Below are 18,441 nucleotides of genomic sequence, written 5' to 3'. Positions count from 1 at the left end.
CAGATCAATCTAAAAATATCGGAGAAAAATATGGAAACCCAACTGATTGATAAAGCCACATTGGCGCGCCAATTACCAAGCCGTGCTGTGGCGCTGGTTTTAGCCGGTGGGCGTGGTTCGCGTTTGAAGCAATTGACCGATCATCGCGCCAAGCCGGGCGTGTATTTCGGCGGTAAATTTCGGATTATCGACTTTGCATTGTCCAATTGTATTAATTCGGGCGTGCGCCGGATTGGTGTGATTACGCAGTACAAATCGCATTCTTTGATGCGCCATTTGCAGCGTGGCTGGTCGTTTTTGCGCAATGAAATGAATGAGTTTGTTGATGTTTTGCCTGCGCAGCAGCGGATTGCCGATGAGCATTGGTATCGCGGCACGGCCGATGCGATTTATCAAAACTTGGATATTTTGCGTACTTATAATTCTGAATACGTGGTGATTTTGGCTGGCGATCACATTTATAAAATGGATTACTCGCGGATGCTGGTCGATCACGTGCTGCTGGGCGCGGATGTGACGGTGGCGTGTATCGAAGTGCCGCGCGTTGAGGCAAGTGCTTTTGGCGTGATGGCCGTCGACACCACACGAAAAATCATCGATTTCGTTGAAAAACCGGACAATCCTCCGGCGATGCCGGGTAATGACAATGTCTCGCTGGCGTCAATGGGCGTGTACATTTTTAATACCAAATACCTTGAGCGTTTGCTCGAAGAAGACATCGTGCTTGACGGCTCAACGCATGATTTTGGTAAAGATTTGATTCCAAAAGCGGTACAGGAAGGCAAAGCGTTTGCGCATCCGTTTAGCTTGTCGTGTGTGATGAGTGAGCAAGATTCTGAGCCGTATTGGCGCGATGTCGGTACCGTCGATGCTTATTGGGCCGCCAATTTGGATTTGGCCTCGGTCACGCCAGAGCTGGATGTTTACGATACCAATTGGCCGATTTGGACGCTGCAAGAGCAATTACCGCCCGCTAAATTTGTGCAAGACCGCAATGGCAGCCATGGTATGACACTGAATTCCTTGGTGTCGGGCGGTTGTATTGTGTCGGGTTCTTTAGTGATTAATTCAGTGCTGTTCTCGCAAGTACGAATTCATTCTTTCTGCACCATTGATTCTACGGTGGTGCTGCCGCAAGTGACCATTGGCCGCGGTTCACGGATTCGCCGCTGTGTGATTGATCGTGGTTGCGAAATTCCTGAAAACACCATTATTGGTGAAAATGCCGAAGAAGATGCGCGCCGTTTCCATCGCACCGAAACCGGTGTGGTGTTGGTAACGCGAGACATGCTCGCCAAGCTGTAATGGCTGTAAAGAACGCGCCTTAGACTCTTTGAATCAAGGTTAAAAACGTAGTCCACGAAAAGCACAAACAAGGGCAAAAACCTTCTGTGATCTTTTGTTTCGTGCCTTTCGTGGACCAATGGTTTGTTTTTGATTCGCGCGTATGCGGCGCTTAGGCCGTTAGATCGTTTGAATTTTTACAGGATGTCCAAAATGCGTGTGCTGCATGTTTGCGCCGAAATGTTCCCCTTGCTTAAAACGGGCGGCTTGGCTGACGTCTCAGGTGCTTTGCCGCTTGCTTTAGCGCCACTGGGTTGCGATGTTCGTGTGCTGCTACCCGGTTTTCCCGCCATTCTCGCTGGGCTGACGATTGATGGTGAAGTTGCGCACTTTGATACCTTTGCGGGTGCGGTGCGTTTGCTGTTTGGCACCACCGTTGACGGTGTTGCGGTGTATGTGATCGACGCACCGCATTTGTACGAGCGCGGCGGCAATCCGTATCAAGATGGCAATCATCATCCGTATGCTGATAATCATGTGCGCTTTGCTTTGCTAGGCTGGGTGGCGGCGCGTCTCGCTGAAGGTTGCGATGCTTTTTGGCGGCCGGGCGTGGTGCATGCGCACGATTGGCATGCTGGTTTGGCGCCAGCGTATTTGGCGGCAGTGGGGCATCCGGCGCGCAGCGTGTTTACGATTCACAATTTGGCCTATCAGGGCGTGTTTTCACCTTCTGATTTTGCGGCGGTGGATTTGCCAGCTCACTTTTTTGATGTGAATGGCCTTGAGTTTCACGGGCATTTGTCGTTTATGAAAGCCGGCATTTTTTATGCTGATCGCGTTACGACAGTCTCGCCAAGGTATGCGTTGGAAATCACTGGTACTGAACAAGGTTGCGGATTAGATGGACTGCTGCGTGATCGCGGTGGTTCGTTGTCGGGGGTGCTCAATGGCGTGGATGCGGCAATTTGGAATCCCGAACACGATGCGCTGATCGCCGCCAGTTACAGCGCCGACAAGCTTGCAGGCAAGGCTAAATGCAAAGCGGCATTGCAGGCAACGATGGGTTTAGAAGTGGTTGCCGATAAACCGTTGTTTGCCGTGGTGAGCCGTTTGACCGAGCAAAAAGGCCTGCATTTGGTATTGGATGTGCTGCACGAAATTACTGATCGTGGTGGGCAGTTTGTGTTGCTGGGTAGTGGCGATGCGGCGATGGAAGCTGCGTTTCGCGTCGCTGCAGCTGAAAATCCAAGTCAAATCGCCGTCAAGATTGGTTATGACGAATCGTTCTCGCATCAAATTATGGCGGGTAGCGATGTGATTATGGTGCCTAGCCGCTTTGAACCTTGCGGTTTAACCCAGCTTTATGGCTTGAAATATGGTGCTTTGCCTTTGGTGCGCCGTGTTGGTGGCTTGAGCGACACGGTTGTAGATTGTTCTTTAGAAAATCTGCAAGAGGGTATTGCCACCGGGGCTATATTTGATGAGTTCTCCAGTGAAGAACTCACCCGGGGTATTCGTAGAATTTTTGCGCTTTGGGCACGCCCCAAAGAATGGAAAGCAGTACGCCAACAAGGCATGAATGCCGACTTTGGCTGGCATACCGCCGCTGCGCAATATTGTGATTTATATCGTGCGCTGGGCGCATAAAAGTTTGTGAGCTGTGAAACGTGAAGCTGTGTGTATGTTTGTGTAGGACTTATTAGATAGAGCCTACATTGATATACCTTTGTTATTACTTTTACGTTTTACGTCATGCTTCTTCCTAATTAGGAGTTTCTCTATGAGTTTGCCTTTCCAGTACGATTCTACTAGCCAGCATGATGCTGAGACGATGAAAAAAGCCATCGCTAATAAATTAATGTATTCGATAGGGAAAGACCCACGCGCGGCGCAGCCGAAAGATTGGATGGAAGCGACATTCTTGGCGGTACGCGATCAAATGGTTGAGCGCTGGATGGAAACGACGCGCGCGCAATATTCGCAAGATTTGAAGCGCGTTTATTATCTCTCAATGGAGTTTTTGATTGGTCGTGCGCTATCCAATGCCTTGCTGGCTTTGGATATGGAAGACGTGGTGCGGGCTGCACTGGATGAAATGGGCGTGGATTACGACGAGCTGGTCGGCATGGAGCCGGATGCCGCCTTGGGCAATGGCGGTTTAGGCCGCTTGGCCGCGTGTTTCTTGGATTCAATGGCGACGCTGGGTATTCCGGGCATGGGCTATGGGATTCGTTATCAATTCGGGATGTTTAAACAACGCATTATCGAAGGTCGCCAAGTTGAAGTGCCGGATACGTGGTTGGGCTCGGTGAATATCGTCGATTTCCCGCGCGATGAAGTGTGCTACCGCGTGCGTTTTGGCGGTCGCTTAGAGCAAGAAGGCAAAAAAGTACGCTGGCTGGATAGCCAAAACGATGTATTGGCTGTCGCGCACGATATTATTATTCCGGGTTATGCGACCAAATCGACCAATACTTTGCGTTTGTGGACGGCGCGTTCGACGCGTGAAATTAATTTATCCAAATTCAATCAAGGTGATTATTTCTCGGCGGTGGAAGAGAAAAATCTGTCGGAAAATGTATCGCGCGTGTTGTACCCAGATGATTCAACTTACGTTGGTAAAGAATTGCGTTTGCGCCAAGAATATTTCTTTGTCGCAGCGAGTTTACAAGACATTATCCACCGCTATTTAAGCACGCATGACAATTTAGATCGCCTCGAAGACAAAGTGGCGATTCACTTGAACGATACGCATCCGGTGCTGGCGATTCCTGAATTGATGCGGATTTTGCTCGATGATTACAATTACGAGTGGGATGAAGCATGGGCAATGACGGGCAAGGTGTTTAGTTATACCAATCACACTTTGATGTCCGAAGCGCTAGAAACTTGGCCGGTGGATATGCTGGGGCGTTTGTTGCCACGGCATTTGAAAATCATTTTTGATATTAATGAAATCTTCCTAAAAGAAGTTGCGCTGGCCGTGCCGAACGATGCCGAGTTTATGCGCCGCGTCTCATTGATTGAAGAGCACGGTGATCGCAAAGTGCGTATGGCGTATTTGGCCGTGGTCGGCAGCCATAAAATCAACGGTGTTTCGGCACTGCATTCGGACTTGATGGTTGAGTCGATTTTTGCCGACTTTGCGCGTCTCTATCCAGAGCGCTTTACCAATGTGACCAATGGCGTAACGCCGCGCCGCTGGTTGGCACTGGCGAATCCATCGCTATCTAAATTAATTGATGGCGCGATTGGCCAAACTTGGCGCGCTAATTTGGATGAATTGGCAGAGCTCAAAGCGTCGGCTGATTTTCCGCAATTTGTTGAAGCTTTCCGTGAAGCGAAGCTCGAAAACAAAAAACGCTTGGCGAGCTATGTAGCGCGTACTTTAGGCGGCGTGATTAATCCGCATGCGCTGTTTGATGTGCAAGTGAAACGGATTCATGAATACAAACGCCAGTTGCTGAACGTGTTGCATGTGATTACGCGTTACAACCAAATTTTGGCCAATCCAGAAAAAAACTGGCAGCCGCGCGTGGTGATTTTTGCGGGTAAAGCCGCTTCGGCCTACCACATGGCGAAATTGGTAATTCAGCTGATTAACGATGTCGGTATCAAAATCAATAATGACAGCCGAATTGGCGACAAACTCAAAGTCGTGTTTTTGCCTAATTACAGTGTGAGTTTGGCTGAAATCATTATTCCGGCTGCTGATTTGTCCGAGCAAATTTCGACTGCGGGTACTGAAGCATCGGGCACGGGTAATATGAAATTTGCGCTGAATGGCGCGTTGACGATTGGCACGCTCGATGGTGCTAACGTTGAAATGCAAGATGCCGTCGGCGCGGATAATATGTTTATTTTCGGCAATACCACCGAAGAAGTCGCCGCGCTGCGCGCCAATGGCTACAACCCACGTGCGCTGTACGAAGGCAATAAAGATTTGCGCGATACGCTCAATATGCTGGCTTCAGGTTACTTTAGCCCCACTGAGCCAGAGCGTTACCGTGTGATTTTTGATGTGTTGGTGAACTGGGGTGATCATTATCAACTGTTGGCTGATTTTGAATCCTACGTAGCGACACAAGCCAAAGTGGATGCACTGTATGCTAAACCGGACGAATGGGCGAAAAAAGCGATTTACAACGTTGCCGGCATGGGACATTTTTCATCAGATCGTACGATTAAAGAGTATGCGGATCGGATTTGGTACACCAAACCGGTCAAACTTTAAGCATTAAGACAAAAGTTTTCTAGCTGTGTTGCGCCATCTTGCCGTACGATTTGTACTGTCTTCGATGCCGCGACTTGTTAGAACACTTTTGTACCGATTGTAAGGCTATAAACGCGTTAAACTAGGCGACCATTAAGGTCGCCTTTTTTTATGGAAATAATGATGTCTGATTCAGTAGATCGCCATTTAATTGAAAAGAAAATTTCTAGCCAGCCGCTATTTAAAGGCAAATTATTGAACGCATTTTGCGATACGGTTCGTTTGCCGGATGGCTCGACCGCCACACGCGAATACATCAAGCATCCCGGCGCTGTGATGATTATTCCGCAATTGCCCGATGGTCGGCTTTTGCTGGAGCGGCAATTTCGCTACCCACTAGATCGGGTATTTATTGAGTTTCCTGCTGGAAAGCTAGATCCAAATGAAAAGCCGCTCGCCTGCGCGCAACGCGAGTTGCTGGAAGAGACGGGCTATACGGCGGCATCGTGGGAATATCTCGGCGTCATTCATCCCATTATTTCGTATACCGATGAAGAAATTCATCTGTTTTTAGCGCAGGATTTAAGTGCGGGTGAAAAGCAGCTCGATGATGGCGAATTTTTAGAAAGCATCAGCATGAGCATGACCGAGCTGGTCGCGGGCGTATTGGATGGCAGCATCACGGATGCAAAAACGGTGAGCGGCATATTCTGGGCGCAGCAAAAAGGCTTGCTATAATTTGGATGCTGGGTATTGCCATGTAGACATTAATAATTAAAGGCTAGGTGGCAATACCTATCTATATATTATTAGTTTAATCTTCTGCTTCACACAATAATGCGGCCTGAACGACATGGCGATTCAGGTGTGGTGCGAATAGTTCAATAAAGTCATAACCATAGCCACGTAAATAAGCATCTTTGCGGATACCAATCCGTGTGGTTGAGGCTTCAAATAAATGGCTCACATCAATTGCAGTGAGCAGGGTATCCCGCTCGGGCTCAAACGCCATGCTAGCCAAGATACCAATACCTAGCCCTAAACCGACATAAGTTTTAATCACGTCAGAATCGATGGCAGTCAGCACGACATTGGGTGTTAAATCTTTCGCCTCAAACGCGCGGTTAATTTTTGAGCGGCCAGCAAAAGCAAAATCGTAAGTAATCAGTGGCCAAGCGGCGATGTCGTGCAGTGTGATGGGGCGATTCATTTCAGTCAGCGGATGCGCTTTAGGCACGACGACACTGCGATTCCAGCTATAGCAATCGAGCATCGCCAGCTCTGGATAATGGTCGATCCCTTCTGTCGCAATCGCAATATCGGCGCTACCATCGACAACCATTTCTGAAATCTGCGTCGGGCTACCTTGTTTAATCGACAGCCGAACTTTGGGGTAACGCTGCAGAAAAGTTTGGATTGTTTTCGGTAGCGCGTAACGCGCTTGGGTATGTGTCGTCGCAATCGTCAGGCTACCGCCTTCGACATTCACAAATTCTTCGCCAATTCGTTTTAGATTTTGCGATTGCAGTAAAATACGTTCGGCAATGCGCAGAATTTCTCGCCCTGGCGCGGTCACATCGACGACGCGTTTGCCATTACGGATAAAGATTTGTACACCGAGTTCATCTTCAAGCAGGCGGATTTGCTTCGAGATACCGGGCTGCGATGTGTGTAATTTCTCAGCGGCTTCGGATACATTTAGACCTTGTTTGGCGACTTCAACTAAATATCGGAGTTGTTGTAATTTCATTTTGCGTCTCGCTGAGAATTTCTAGTTCTAAAATCGTAACATATTTGTCTAAGGCGTTATAAGTAAAATTGTTATGATGCCAGGCTGAATAAATCCCGCTGATGAATGGCGATTTAGGGTTGGCTATGGAGTTAGAGAATGCTTGATGTAGGAATGCTAGGTTTTATCGTCGCAGGCTTGGTTGTTGGCTTTATTGTGGGTATGACGGGCGTTGGCGGCGGCTCATTAATGACGCCGATTTTGCTTTGGTTTGGCATTCCGCCCGCCGCAGCGGTCGGTACAGATTTGCTCTACGCGGCGATTACTAAAGCCGGCGGTGTGTTTGTCCATCAGAAAAATAAGAATATCGACTGGAAAATCACAGGTTGGCTGGCGCTGGGCAGCGTTCCGGCTGCGGCGATTACGCTTTTGGTGCTGCATAATTTGCATACTGATACTCAGGTGATGAATGCGGTGATTAAACATGCGCTAGGCTGGGCGCTGTTGTTTACCGCTGTGGCGATTGTGTTTAAGCAGCAAATTATTGCATTTGCGCAAAAACATGCGGGTGATCAATTTACGTTGAGCGGTTCGCGTTTGAATTTATTGACTGTGATAACGGGCGTCTTGCTCGGCGCTATTGTGACGCTGACATCGATTGGCGCTGGCGCTTTGGGCACCGTGGCTTTGTTCTTATTGTATCCATTGATGACGACCAAACGCTTAGTCGGCACTGAAATCGCGCATGCGGTGCCGTTGACCTTGGTGGCGGGTTTGGGCCACGCCAGTATGGGCAATATGGATTGGACTTTGCTGGCCTATTTGTTGATGGGCTCATTGCCAGGCATCTATTTTGGTAGCCATTTGTCAGGACGTATTTCTGATAATGTGCTGCGGCCTTGCTTGGCAACGATGCTGGTGTTTATTGGTTACAAATTAGTTTTTTAAAATAGGCAAAAAAGCCTTCTTGCATCGTTGCATTGTCTGCGACATCGACACCTTGCCATAAAGCTTTAATATATAAGTACTTAAATTCGGGGATTTGAAATGGACTTCGCACAAAAACTATCTGAGACGATTGCTTTATTGGAGCGCATCGCCGCCGAGTATAGTCCGGCGGTATTTGCCAACTCGTTTGGCGCAGAAGATATGGTGATTACGCATTTGCTCGCTCAGCACAATGTCGCGGTGAAAATTTTTAGTTTGGATACGGGGCGCTTGCCAGCAGAAACCTATACTTTGATGCAAGAAGTCGCTGTGGCTTACCCAACGCACCCGATTCAAGTTTACTTTCCGAATACCGCAGCGGTTGAAGCGTATGTGAATTCAAATGGGATCAATGCGTTTTATGATTCGGTTGAATTGCGTAAGTCGTGCTGCCATATCCGTAAAATTGAACCTTTGCAGCGTGCACTGAATGGGCAGAAAGCCTGGATTACCGGTTTGCGCCGTGAGCAATCGCCAACGCGTACCGATTTGGGCTACCAAGAGTTTGATGCGGGTAACGGCTTAGAGAAATTCAATCCTTTGATTGAATGGACTGAAAAAGAAGTTTGGGCCTATATTCGCGAGAATAATATCCCCTACAATAAATTGCATGATCAACATGTACCGTCAATTGGCTGCGCGCCCTGTACGCGGCCGATTGCGATGGGTGAAGACGTTCGAGCAGGGCGTTGGTGGTGGGAAAATCCAGAAAATAAAGAGTGCGGTTTGCATGTAAAAAGTGCCGCAGTGAGTATTTTGAAATAGAGACTGTTGTTTGAAAACAAACGCCCGAGGAATCGGGCGTTTTTTATGGCGCGCTGAATTGACAATTAACGATAGGCTGACTAAATTGGTACTTTTATTGCGTTGATATTTCAGTCGCAACATGGCGCGCAATGCTTGGTTTTGTTGGTTTAGTTTAATTTTATTTATTTCAAACGCCCAAAGTGGTCTGCAAGTCCCTTACCTTGTTGGGATTCAGGCTTCTCTCAATTAGAAGAAGGATAAGAAAAATGAGCAATATTCAGTATTTGATTGGTGTCGATGGTGGTGGTACAGGCACACGGATTTGTATCGCAGGTTTGGATGGTGTAGAAAAACTGCGCGCTGAAGCCGGCCCGTCGGCATTGGGGCAGGGCGTGGATAAAGCTTGGACTAATATTACGCAGGCGATTCGCGATGGTTTTAAAGCTTTGGGTATTGATGAGCCGGATTTCTCTCAATGTGCAGTCGGTTTTGGCTTGTCTGGTGTGACAGTAAAGGCATGGGCAGATGAATTTACCGCTAAGAATCCAGGCTTTGCCAAAATTATCGTAGAAACCGATGGTTATTCTACTTTGCTCGGTGCACACGATGGTTTACATGGCGGGATTATTGCAATTGGAACCGGCTCGATTGGTGAAGCTTGGCTGAGCGACGGTACGCGGCTTGAAGTGGGCGGCTGGGGTTTCCCAACGTCGGATGAAGGCTCGGGTGCTTATTTGGGTTTGAAAGCGATTAATCACGTGCAAAGAATTATGGATGGTCGCCGTCCTGTGACCGCATTTGGTGAAAAACTCCTGTCGATCACGGGTGATACGCGCGAAAAAGTGTTTGAGTGGATGGGTAAGATGAAGCAAAGCGAATGCGCTACTTTATCGCCTGCCGTGGTGCAGTTTGGTGAGTCAGATGAATATGCTAAAGCTTTTTTGCTGGATGCAGGTCAGGAAATTGAAAATATTGGTTTAGCCTTACGTGCATCGACGCCGGATTTGCCAATTGCGATTTGTGGCGGTGGTTTATCTGAAGCCTTGCGCCCGTATATGCCTGCCGCGTTTTTGGCCAGCACTTCGCGCGCGCAAAAAGATTCATGTGCTGGTGCTTTGATTTTAATCGCCCGTGAGTTTAAGTAGCATAAGCAAAAGTTTTCTTGCGTCGTTGTATCGCCTTGCCGTACTCGATGTGCTGTCTGCGGCTTCTACACCTTGCCATAAAACTTTTACACGAGTACTTAACAACAGGAGCAGGGGATGCAAAATCAAAACAAGCTTTTGGTACTCAAGCCAGATAGTGACAGTGCAACGCCACTGTATTTGCAGTTTGGCCATAAGCTTGCCGCAGCGATTCATGCGGGTTTCTGGAAGGCGGATGATCCTCTGCCTTCTGAGCGAATGTTTTGCGATGTTTTGGGGATTTCGCGAGTCACCGCGCGTAAAGCGCTAGATTTATTGTTCGAGCAAGGACTGATTTTGCGTCGCCAAGGTTCGGGTACGTATATCACACCGAAACTTGAGCAACCACTGACTCGCCTTACCAATTTGTCGGAAATGTTAAAGCAGCGTGGGTTTCGGCCGTCTTCAAAATGGTTAAAGCGCGAAATTGCTTTGGCGGGCTCAGAAGAATTACTGCGTTTGAATCTCACGCCCAACAGCCGTATTGCTCATTTAGAGCGCTTGCGGTTGGCGAATGAGGTGGTGATGGCGGTCGAATATACCTCGATTCCTTATCACTACCTGCCTGAACCTGAACTCATTGGTGAATCTCTGTATGAATATATGCGTGAAGCGAATATGAGCGTGGTGCGAGCGATTCAGAATATTGGCGCTGTAAATGCATCAGAAGAGTTGGCTAAACTTACCGGGGTTGAGAAGGGGGCTGCGATGCTGCATTTAACTAGGGTTGGGTATTTGGAGGATGGTGCGGCGATTGAGTTGACTCATTCGTGGTTCCGCAGTGACTACTATGATTTTGTCGTCGAGCTTTATAGATAATCTAAGGTTTAAATTCAATAAAAAGGCATGAGACTTTAGTCTACATGCCTTTTTTATTGGCTTGTGTTGCGGTGATGATACAAAAAAATACAAATGTAAATTGTCACATGCCGATGTTTTTTTAAGCAGTGCTAGGCGATTTTTCTCGGCGATCCACATGATTTTAAACCGACATAATGTATTTTTTAGTCGTTAATCCGCCATTTTTTGTGTTATTTCCTACATTTTTGTCTAAGTGTGGCTGCTTTATTTCCTTGTTTTGTAGTGATTTTTTTGCTTATTCATGCGGCGGCCATGTAGTTTTATTTTTGAGTTAGGGGTTTTGCCTACAGATTTTTCCGTACGTGTTGATCTCAGCTCGAAAAACGGAATCAATCCGCTCTTCATTCAGGCTTGATGCCATACCCTTGTGAACTACGTTACATAGTTCACTCCCTGTACGAATTGGGGTAATCTAGCTTCCGTAGTGTCAAACAGCGGCTTACGAAACATCTGTTTTATAAGCTCTCCAATGATGCATTTGTCACCAGATTTAAAAGGTTTTCGGAGATAAATTCTCGTGATGTCTTTTGAAATGCAGATGTTTCATTTGCGTCGTGATGATAGTGATTTGAGTTGACTCTGAAATTTGTTGTGCCTTAAAGTAGTTTTGCAGTTTTTGACTTGCGCCTTTTTCAGCGGCCTTTGTGTTGCTCGATTTCATGTTAAATTTTAGGAGTTGTTATGAACTTTAAGCGTTCCGTTCTTGTTGGTGCTGCCCTTTTCGCGGCTTCTGTTGTAACAGCTCAAGCTGCTACTAAAGTTGAGTTCTGGTCTCACTCTTTGGCTCCAACTTACGATTCATACCATAAAGAAGTTGTTGCGAAATTCAACAGCTTGAATAACGGCATCGAGCTAGTACACAAAGATTTGGGCTGGGGCGCAATGAAGCCAGCTATCGTTGCTGCTGTTGCTGAAGGTAACGTACCAGGCTTGGCATTGGTTCCTACTGACTGGATGAACGAAATGGCGCCTAAGCTATTGACTCCAGTTGACGGCATCATCAACAAAGCTCAATTCACTAATGCAGCTTTGCAAAATGCAACTGTTGACGGCAAAATCTTCGGTTTCCCATCGTACCAAGTAACTGCTGTTATGGTTTTCAACAAAGATATGTTTGCTAAAGCTGGTGTTAAACCAGAATTCAAATCTTTGGATGACGTATTCGCAGCTGCTAAAAAAATCAAAGCAGCAACTGGCAAACCAGGTTGGGCTTCTAAGCTTCAAGACGGTTTCCAAGGTTGGTTCATGTTTGAAGGTTTGCCAGTTGTTTCAGGTGGCAAAGCAGTTTTCAACAGCCCAAAACACGTAGCTTTGGTTCAAAAATTTGCTGATGCATACAAAGAAGGCACTATCGTTAAAGATGTGAACCTTGACTTTGACAAGCAAATCGCTGGTTTCGCAAACAACAGCTTTGCAATGTTTGCTGAAGGTGGCCATGCAGTTAAGAAAATTAAAGATGCAAACCCAGCAGCTTACAAAGCAGCTGATGTAACTAGCTTCCCATTGGGTGATGGCGGCAAATTGGCATTTGGTGGTTGGACTACTATGTACGTAGTGCCAAAAGGCCAAAAAGACATGAAATCTGTTGGTGTTGTAGGTAACTTCATCACTGGTGAGTGGGCTCAAGAGCAATTCGCTAAAGCTTCTTACACATTTGCTTCTACTAAATTGGCAAATGCAGCAGCTTCTAAAGATCCAGCTTTGAATGACATGACTGACCCAGGTAAAAAAGCATTCAAAATGGGCGGTATGGTTATCGACAAAACTCGTCACTTCATGTTGAAAGATTTGCCAGCTGGTGCTGATGAAGCAGCTTTGGGTAAAGTAATGAACGACAAGATCGATGCAGCAATTCAAGGTCGTATCCCAGTTCAACAAGCATTGAACGAAGCAGTTGCAGCTTGGAACGCAGCATTCGCTAAATAATTATTTAGTGAATTAGTAGAGTGGCGGTAAATGCTTAATGCATTACCGCCATTTTTTTTTGTGCATCGCAATATTATTTGTATGAAGTTATTTTCCTTACTTTAATGTTAATTGTTCTTTCTAGCGCACCATTCTGTAGCATTGAAAATTAATTGGGCACTGTATTGTTGCTGTAAATATTAAGATGTCTGCTTTTTTTTTACGTTGATGTAATTCGGATTGCTAAAAATACAATGCAAATGTGCAAAAAACGCATTGCTTAAGTTATAATCCGTGCATTGTAAATCGCTTGGGTTTGGTTAATATCAAGTCACAATTGCCGTGGTTTGAGTTATTATCTACCTTGTCTGTAACGCACTGAAGAGTCGAAACGTGAAAAACTCCAATTCCTTAGCCTACTTTTTCTTGGCACCTGCCTTGATCTTGATGGGTATTTTTGTTTTTTGGCCTGTGGGTTTTAACACCTATTTGGCTTTTCATGACTATGAGATTTCAGGGGGAGCATTAACTTGGAATAACTTTGCGAACTTCAAGCACATCTGGGAAGATGAATTATTTCATCAAGCAGTAAAAAACTCATTGTTTTTCTTGTTGGTTGTGCCTCCGATTCAATTATTTTCTTTGCTGATTGCTAAATTAGTAAACAATAAATTACCAGGGATGACATTCTTTCGCGCGGTTTACTACATTCCTGTAATTACTGCGATTTCTATTGCCGGTGTGGTTTGGTCTTTTGTACTGAATTACACAGGTATGTTGAATGCGATTACATCATCAGTTGCACATCTACTCCATATCCTCCCGCCCACAGAAATGATCCAAACCGATTGGTTGGGTAATCCAGACATCGCAATGTATTCGATTATGTTGTTCACTTTCTGGAAAGGCTTGGGTTATTACATGGTTCTATACCTTGCAGGCTTGCAAGGCATCCCAAGTGAAGTTGAAGAGGCTGCAATTTTAGATGGCGCTAACGCTTGGGATCGGTTCTGGAGGATTACTGTTCCAATGATGAAACCAACCATTTTGCTGTGCACGATGCTTTCTACAATCGGTGCTCTGAAAGTGTTCCAAGAAGTGGTGGTGTTGACATCGGGTAAGGCTGAAACTTATACAGCACTGTTTTATGTTTATGATCAGGCGTTTAAAAACTTCAACTTCGGCGTGTCTGCTGCTGCTGGCTTGGTTGTTACATTCTTTTGTGTATTGCTGGCCGCTGTTCAATTCCGCTTCTTTGGCGAACAACAATAAGAACATAGAGGAGAATTGTTATGTTTAAAAGTAAAGTAGTTCGCAAAGCATTAGGTACAACTGCACATTACAGTGGCTTGATATTATTTGCCTTTTTTACCGTGTTTCCTTTGTTGTGGGCGCTTGCATTTGCACTTTCACAAGATGGCTCAACGGCATATAAGTTTCCACAAGGCTTTATGCCAACTACGGACGATGGTACTGGAAACTATACATTTGGTATGACGCTGGTTTGGTTTCAGCGCGTCTTTACTGAAATCCCATTTTCAAGATACTTCTTTAACTCGGTCGTTATTTCAGGCTTTTCGGTGATTTTTACTGCCATCATTTCACTATTGGCCGCATATCCATTAGCACGAATGAAGTTTTTTGGCCGTAACATTATCTTTGTTGCCATTATTGGAACCTTGATGTTGCCGGGGGAAGCTGCTTTTGTGACGAATTTCATCACCGTTTCTAAGTTCGGTCATTTGCTGAATGATTTTCAAGCATTGCTTGGCAGCCCTGATGCAACGTGGAAACGCTTTGTCGGTATCAACAGCTACTTTGCTGTAATTGCTCCTGGTGTGGCTGCTGCATTTGGTATCTTCTTAATGAAGCAAGCATTTGAAGCTGTACCACAAGATTTGATTGATGCGGCGCGAGTTGATGGTGCAACAGAAATGCAAATTTTATGGCGCGTGATGTTGCCTGTAACTGTGCCTTCACTCGCTGCCTTGAGTATTTTCACTTTAGTGAACACATGGAATGATTTCATCTGGCCATCGATTATTATGCGCTCGAAAGAAATGCAACCATTGGCAGTCGGTGTATTTAATGATTTGACCGGTCCATTAGCGGGTTCGCAAAATACACTGATGGCAGCGATTGTTCTGACTGTTATCCCAGTATTGATTTTCTTTGCCTTCACGCAGCGCTACTTTATCTCTGGTATGGATGGCGCAGTTAAATAAGTTAGTAAAGCAAAAGTTTCCTTGCTTCGTTGTCTCGCCTTGTCGTACGAAATGTACTTTCTGCGGCTTCGACTCCTTGCCATAAAACTTTTGCACGAGTGCTTACTTTAAAAACACCCAATTCAGAATTAAGGAATATTAAAAATGGCTAGCATTACACTTAAGAATATTAAAAAGAACTACACCAAAGACGTTTGCGTGATCAAAGGTGTGGACTTAGAAATTAAAGATGGCGAGTTCGTTGTATTTGTTGGCCCATCGGGCTGCGGCAAATCAACGCTGATGCGTATGATTGCGGGTCTGGAAGACATTACTGCAGGTGAGCTGTATATCGGCGATACACTGGCCAATGATTTACACGCGTCTAAACGTGGTATCGCGATGGTGTTCCAATCGTATGCGCTGTATCCGCACATGAGCGTGTATGACAATATGGCATTCGCGTTGAAATTAGCGGGTACGCCAAAAACAGATATCGATCAACGTGTTAAGAAAGCCGCTGAAATTTTGCAAATGACGCATTTGCTAGAGCGTAAACCCAAAGCATTGTCAGGTGGTCAACGTCAACGTGTGGCGATTGGCCGCGCGATCGTACGTAATCCAAAAGTATTCTTGTTGGATGAACCGCTATCGAATTTGGATGCTTCATTGCGTTTGAATATGCGCGTTGAGTTGTCGAAATTGCATCAAGAACTCAAAACCACCATGCTCTACGTAACGCATGATCAAGTTGAAGCGATGACTTTGGCTGATCGTATTGTGGTGTTCAATGCCGGTATTATTCAGCAAGTGGGCAGCCCGCTGGAAATGTACGAAAATCCATCGAACTTGTTCGTGGCCAGTTTCTTGGGTTCACCAAAAATGAACTTGTTTGAATCACAATTGGTAACAGTTGAGCAAGGCGCAGCAGTCGTTCGCTTGCCAAAAGGCATTACTGCTCGCGCAGCGGTTCAACCAGGTAACGCTAAAGTCGGCGACAAAGTGACTTTGGGCATTCGTCCAGAACACATTGAATTGGCTGATGAAAGCGTTGCAGGTTCAATCCCTGCTAAAGTGGATTTGGTTGAGCATTTGGGCGATATCGTACTTGCGTATGTTGAAATCCCTGGTATCAACGAAATCATTTGCTTGAAATTACCTGCGAATATGACTGGCTTGAAATTTGGCGATACAGTTCGCGTTCTGTTCCCTGAAAAACACTGCATGTTGTTTGATGCTGAAGGCTTGGCGTTCAAACGCATTCGCTAATTGGATGTTGATTAGCAATGAAAAAAACCCGCATTTGCGGGTTTTTTTGTGTTTGAAGGCATCAATTATTGGATTTGGGTGGTGTAGATGCCAGAAAATGCTTACTTAATTATTGTGCAGGGCTAGGGCTACGGCGATGAATTGCTTCGATTTCAGCCAATAGTTCGGCACTGAGCGTGATGCTGCTGCTGGCGATGTTTTCATCGAGCTGCGTGAGTAACGTCGCACCAATGATGGTACTAGCAACAAACCAGCGGCTTTGCATCCATGCCAACGCCAATTGCGTAGGGCTTAATTGATGTTGCAGTGCTAATTCACAAAATGCAGCCACAGCGGCGTTAACTTGTGGCTTGAGGTAGCGCTGACCAAAGTTGGCAAATCGCGTCATACGGCCATCCGCTTGTGGGTTTTGCCAATATTTGCCGGTTAATAGGCCAAAAGCGAGTGGGCTATAGGCCAATAAACTCACTTGCTCACGATGGCAGGTTTCACTTAAGCCATGGTCAAAATTGCGATTGATTAGGTTGTAAACGTTCTGAATGGTGCTGATCTTCGGCAGATGATGTTGCTCAGCCAATCGCGTCAGCGCCATCACGCCCCATGGCGTTTCATTAGAAACGCCGATATATCGCACCTTACCTTTTTGAACCAGTTCATTCAGTGCTGACAATTGCTCCAGTAGGCTGGGTGTATTGGCGTACTCTTGGCTCGGTTCATAATAAGTCTGGCCAAACATCGGCACATGCCGCGCTGGCCAGTGCAACTGATAAAGGTCGATGTAATCGGTATTGAGTCGCTGCAAGCTGGCATCACAGGCGGCAATGATATGTTCACGGCTAAATTGTGGCCCGCCGCGTATCCATTCCATGCCGCGATTGGGGCCAGAGACTTTGCTGGCCACAATCACTTTCTCACGCTGTTGCTGTTTTAACCAACTACCAACATAAGTTTCGGTCAAGCCTTGCGTTCCAGCTTTGGCCGGCACCGGATACATTTCTGCTGTATCAATAAAATTGATCCCGCATTCAATGGCACGATCAAGCTGTGCATGAGCTTCGGTTTCAGTATTTTGTTCACCAAACGTCATTGTGCCGAGGCACAAACTAGAGACGTTCAAATCAGTGCCGGGCAAAGTTCGATATTGCAGCATTATTTGCTGGCCTTATTGACTGGCGTCACGCGGTAACCTGCTGCTCGCAATTGTGCTAATAACCCATTTTTGCCTGGCAATTGTGCTGCGCTGATACCAACTAAAGAATCGCCTTTTTCAAACGGTGTTTTTAGGCGTTCAACGGCGATTTTATTTTTTTGGCTGAGCGTTGAGTTGCGCCATGCTTTATACCAAGCGCGCTCATTGGCTGGAATTGCTAACGCTTCGATTTGCAATAAGCGTTGAACTTGATCCAGATCTTGCTTTAAGTAAGCCGCGATAATTTTTTTGTAGTTTTGCTCAAGCTTGGCTTCGTTCAGAATCAGTGAATTGAGAATCACGATTTGCTTGTCGGCAGGAATAGCTTGAAAAGGTGCGAGCTGTTGCTCAACGCTTTCAACGCCAAAATATTTTCGGCTATTTTCCATTGAATATTTCAGCAAGCGATCATCCATTGGAATCAAGTCTTTTGCTGGGCGCGGCGAGAGCAACATCATAATCGCAGCCCAAGGTTTGAGCTTTGCCGTTACCGAAGCTGGGTAGCCGCGTGCTTCAAGCAAGGGCAGCAATTTAGCAAAATTCTCTTTACCGATTTTTTGCTCCAAGCTTGGTTTTTCATCGAGCATGGTTTGCGCCATTTCGACTACTGAATTAATGTCGTTATGAAATTCAGTGCCGATGTATTTGGCATTGCTCAGCGCACTGAGTGTCGCAGGTGTGAATTCGCCGACTTGTTTGTCGGTGGTTTGTACCGTCGCCAGTATCCATGACGCAGGCAGATTATCTTTTTCTACTTTCCATAAGATGGCGGGGCTGCTTTGTTCGGCGGATACCGATGGCGCAAAACTCAGCGCGCTGAATGCAATAAGTAATGAAGAGCTAAGTCGAGCAAACATTAGAGCAAACCT

Annotated in this window: 15 protein-coding genes; 12 read left to right on the top strand and 3 right to left on the bottom strand. The window is 46.2% G+C overall.

Annotation, left to right across the window (positions count from 1 at the left end):
- Nucleotides 1-30: 30 nt before the first annotated feature.
- The 4 genes from glgC to Q320_RS0114300 all read left to right on the top strand — a co-directional run bounded on the left by glgC (nt 31) and on the right by Q320_RS0114300 (nt 6,235).
- Complete coding sequence (gene glgC / locus Q320_RS0114315) at nt 31-1,305, top strand: glucose-1-phosphate adenylyltransferase (RefSeq protein WP_027469572.1); 1,275 nt, start codon at nt 31-33, stop codon at nt 1,303-1,305.
- A gap of 192 nt (nt 1,306-1,497) precedes the next feature.
- Nucleotides 1,498-2,931 (top strand): glycogen synthase GlgA, encoded by a 1,434-nt coding sequence (glgA, locus tag Q320_RS0114310; RefSeq protein WP_027469571.1) that lies wholly within the window; start codon nt 1,498-1,500, stop codon nt 2,929-2,931.
- A 133-nt stretch (nt 2,932-3,064) separates the two neighbouring features.
- Entirely contained in the window at nt 3,065-5,518 is a 2,454-nt protein-coding gene (locus tag Q320_RS0114305; protein WP_027469570.1) for a glycogen/starch/alpha-glucan phosphorylase, read from the top strand.
- A gap of 162 nt (nt 5,519-5,680) precedes the next feature.
- Nucleotides 5,681-6,235 carry an NUDIX domain-containing protein gene (locus tag Q320_RS0114300; RefSeq protein ID WP_027469569.1) on the top strand — a complete coding sequence of 185 codons (555 nt, stop codon included), beginning with the start codon at nt 5,681-5,683 and terminating at the stop codon, nt 6,233-6,235.
- A gap of 76 nt (nt 6,236-6,311) precedes the next feature.
- Here Q320_RS0114300 and cysB read toward each other — a convergent pair whose 3' ends face one another.
- On the bottom strand, nt 6,312-7,247 hold the full coding sequence (cysB, locus tag Q320_RS0114295; RefSeq protein ID WP_027469568.1) for an HTH-type transcriptional regulator CysB: 936 nt from the start codon (nt 7,245-7,247) through the stop codon (nt 6,312-6,314).
- Between the two features lie 138 nt (nt 7,248-7,385).
- Here cysB and Q320_RS0114290 point away from each other — a divergent pair, with 138 nt between their 5' ends.
- The 8 genes from Q320_RS0114290 (at nt 7,386) to Q320_RS0114250 (ending at nt 16,383) form a co-directional block, all read left to right on the top strand.
- A complete protein-coding gene (locus tag Q320_RS0114290; protein ID WP_027469567.1) occupies nt 7,386-8,174 on the top strand; it encodes a sulfite exporter TauE/SafE family protein in 789 nt (262 codons plus the stop codon).
- A gap of 99 nt (nt 8,175-8,273) precedes the next feature.
- A complete protein-coding gene (locus tag Q320_RS0114285) occupies nt 8,274-8,978 on the top strand; it encodes a phosphoadenylyl-sulfate reductase (protein ID WP_027469566.1) in 705 nt (234 codons plus the stop codon).
- 248 nt (nt 8,979-9,226) lie between these two features.
- Nucleotides 9,227-10,105, top strand: coding sequence for a glucosamine kinase nucleotide-binding domain-containing protein (locus Q320_RS0114280; protein WP_035853794.1), 879 nt, complete (start codon nt 9,227-9,229; stop codon nt 10,103-10,105).
- A gap of 117 nt (nt 10,106-10,222) precedes the next feature.
- Entirely contained in the window at nt 10,223-10,963 is a 741-nt protein-coding gene (locus tag Q320_RS0114275) for a GntR family transcriptional regulator (protein ID WP_027469564.1), read from the top strand.
- 723 nt (nt 10,964-11,686) lie between these two features.
- Nucleotides 11,687-12,931, top strand: a complete 1,245-nt coding sequence (locus tag Q320_RS0114265; protein WP_027469563.1) for an ABC transporter substrate-binding protein — start codon at nt 11,687-11,689, stop codon at nt 12,929-12,931.
- Nucleotides 12,932-13,303: 372 nt separating this feature from the next.
- Nucleotides 13,304-14,182, top strand: coding sequence for a carbohydrate ABC transporter permease (locus Q320_RS0114260; RefSeq protein ID WP_027469562.1), 879 nt, complete (start codon nt 13,304-13,306; stop codon nt 14,180-14,182).
- A 20-nt stretch (nt 14,183-14,202) separates the two neighbouring features.
- Entirely contained in the window at nt 14,203-15,135 is a 933-nt protein-coding gene (locus Q320_RS0114255; RefSeq protein ID WP_027469561.1) for a carbohydrate ABC transporter permease, read from the top strand.
- Nucleotides 15,136-15,279: 144 nt separating this feature from the next.
- Nucleotides 15,280-16,383, top strand: coding sequence for an ABC transporter ATP-binding protein (locus Q320_RS0114250; RefSeq protein ID WP_027469560.1), 1,104 nt, complete (start codon nt 15,280-15,282; stop codon nt 16,381-16,383).
- A gap of 109 nt (nt 16,384-16,492) precedes the next feature.
- On the opposite strand, the gene Q320_RS0114245 is transcribed toward Q320_RS0114250, so the two are convergent.
- Nucleotides 16,493-17,533 (bottom strand): NADP(H)-dependent aldo-keto reductase, encoded by a 1,041-nt coding sequence (locus Q320_RS0114245; protein ID WP_308417138.1) that lies wholly within the window; start codon nt 17,531-17,533, stop codon nt 16,493-16,495.
- Nucleotides 17,533-18,429 (bottom strand): TraB/GumN family protein, encoded by an 897-nt coding sequence (locus Q320_RS0114240; protein WP_027469558.1) that lies wholly within the window; start codon nt 18,427-18,429, stop codon nt 17,533-17,535. Before Q320_RS0114240 ends, Q320_RS0114245 begins: the two co-directional genes overlap by 1 nt.
- Between the last annotated feature and the right edge of the window lie 12 nt (nt 18,430-18,441).

Origin of the sequence: Deefgea rivuli DSM 18356 (assembly GCF_000620145.1) — a bacterium.
GTDB classification, from domain to species: Bacteria; Pseudomonadota; Gammaproteobacteria; order Burkholderiales; family Chitinibacteraceae; genus Deefgea; species Deefgea rivuli.
This window is presented reverse-complemented; position numbering and strand designations above follow the sequence as displayed.

Excerpts from the sequence above, each read along its gene's own strand:
- Q320_RS0114240 (WP_027469558.1), bottom strand. The coding sequence starts at position 18,429 with ATGTTTGCTCGACTTAGCTCTTCATTACTTATTGCATTCAGCGCGCTG.
- Q320_RS0114275 (WP_027469564.1), top strand. The coding sequence starts at position 10,223 with ATGCAAAATCAAAACAAGCTTTTGGTACTCAAGCCAGATAGTGACAGT.
- glgC (WP_027469572.1), top strand. The coding sequence starts at position 31 with ATGGAAACCCAACTGATTGATAAAGCCACATTGGCGCGCCAATTACCA.
- Q320_RS0114245 (WP_308417138.1), bottom strand. The coding sequence starts at position 17,533 with ATGCTGCAATATCGAACTTTGCCCGGCACTGATTTGAACGTCTCTAGT.
- Q320_RS0114300 (WP_027469569.1), top strand. The coding sequence starts at position 5,681 with ATGTCTGATTCAGTAGATCGCCATTTAATTGAAAAGAAAATTTCTAGC.
- glgA (WP_027469571.1), top strand. The coding sequence starts at position 1,498 with ATGCGTGTGCTGCATGTTTGCGCCGAAATGTTCCCCTTGCTTAAAACG.
- Q320_RS0114250 (WP_027469560.1), top strand. The coding sequence starts at position 15,280 with ATGGCTAGCATTACACTTAAGAATATTAAAAAGAACTACACCAAAGAC.
- Q320_RS0114305 (WP_027469570.1), top strand. The coding sequence starts at position 3,065 with ATGAGTTTGCCTTTCCAGTACGATTCTACTAGCCAGCATGATGCTGAG.
- cysB (WP_027469568.1), bottom strand. The coding sequence starts at position 7,247 with ATGAAATTACAACAACTCCGATATTTAGTTGAAGTCGCCAAACAAGGT.
- Q320_RS0114290 (WP_027469567.1), top strand. The coding sequence starts at position 7,386 with ATGCTTGATGTAGGAATGCTAGGTTTTATCGTCGCAGGCTTGGTTGTT.
- Q320_RS0114285 (WP_027469566.1), top strand. The coding sequence starts at position 8,274 with ATGGACTTCGCACAAAAACTATCTGAGACGATTGCTTTATTGGAGCGC.
- Q320_RS0114265 (WP_027469563.1), top strand. The coding sequence starts at position 11,687 with ATGAACTTTAAGCGTTCCGTTCTTGTTGGTGCTGCCCTTTTCGCGGCT.
- Q320_RS0114255 (WP_027469561.1), top strand. The coding sequence starts at position 14,203 with ATGTTTAAAAGTAAAGTAGTTCGCAAAGCATTAGGTACAACTGCACAT.
- Q320_RS0114280 (WP_035853794.1), top strand. The coding sequence starts at position 9,227 with ATGAGCAATATTCAGTATTTGATTGGTGTCGATGGTGGTGGTACAGGC.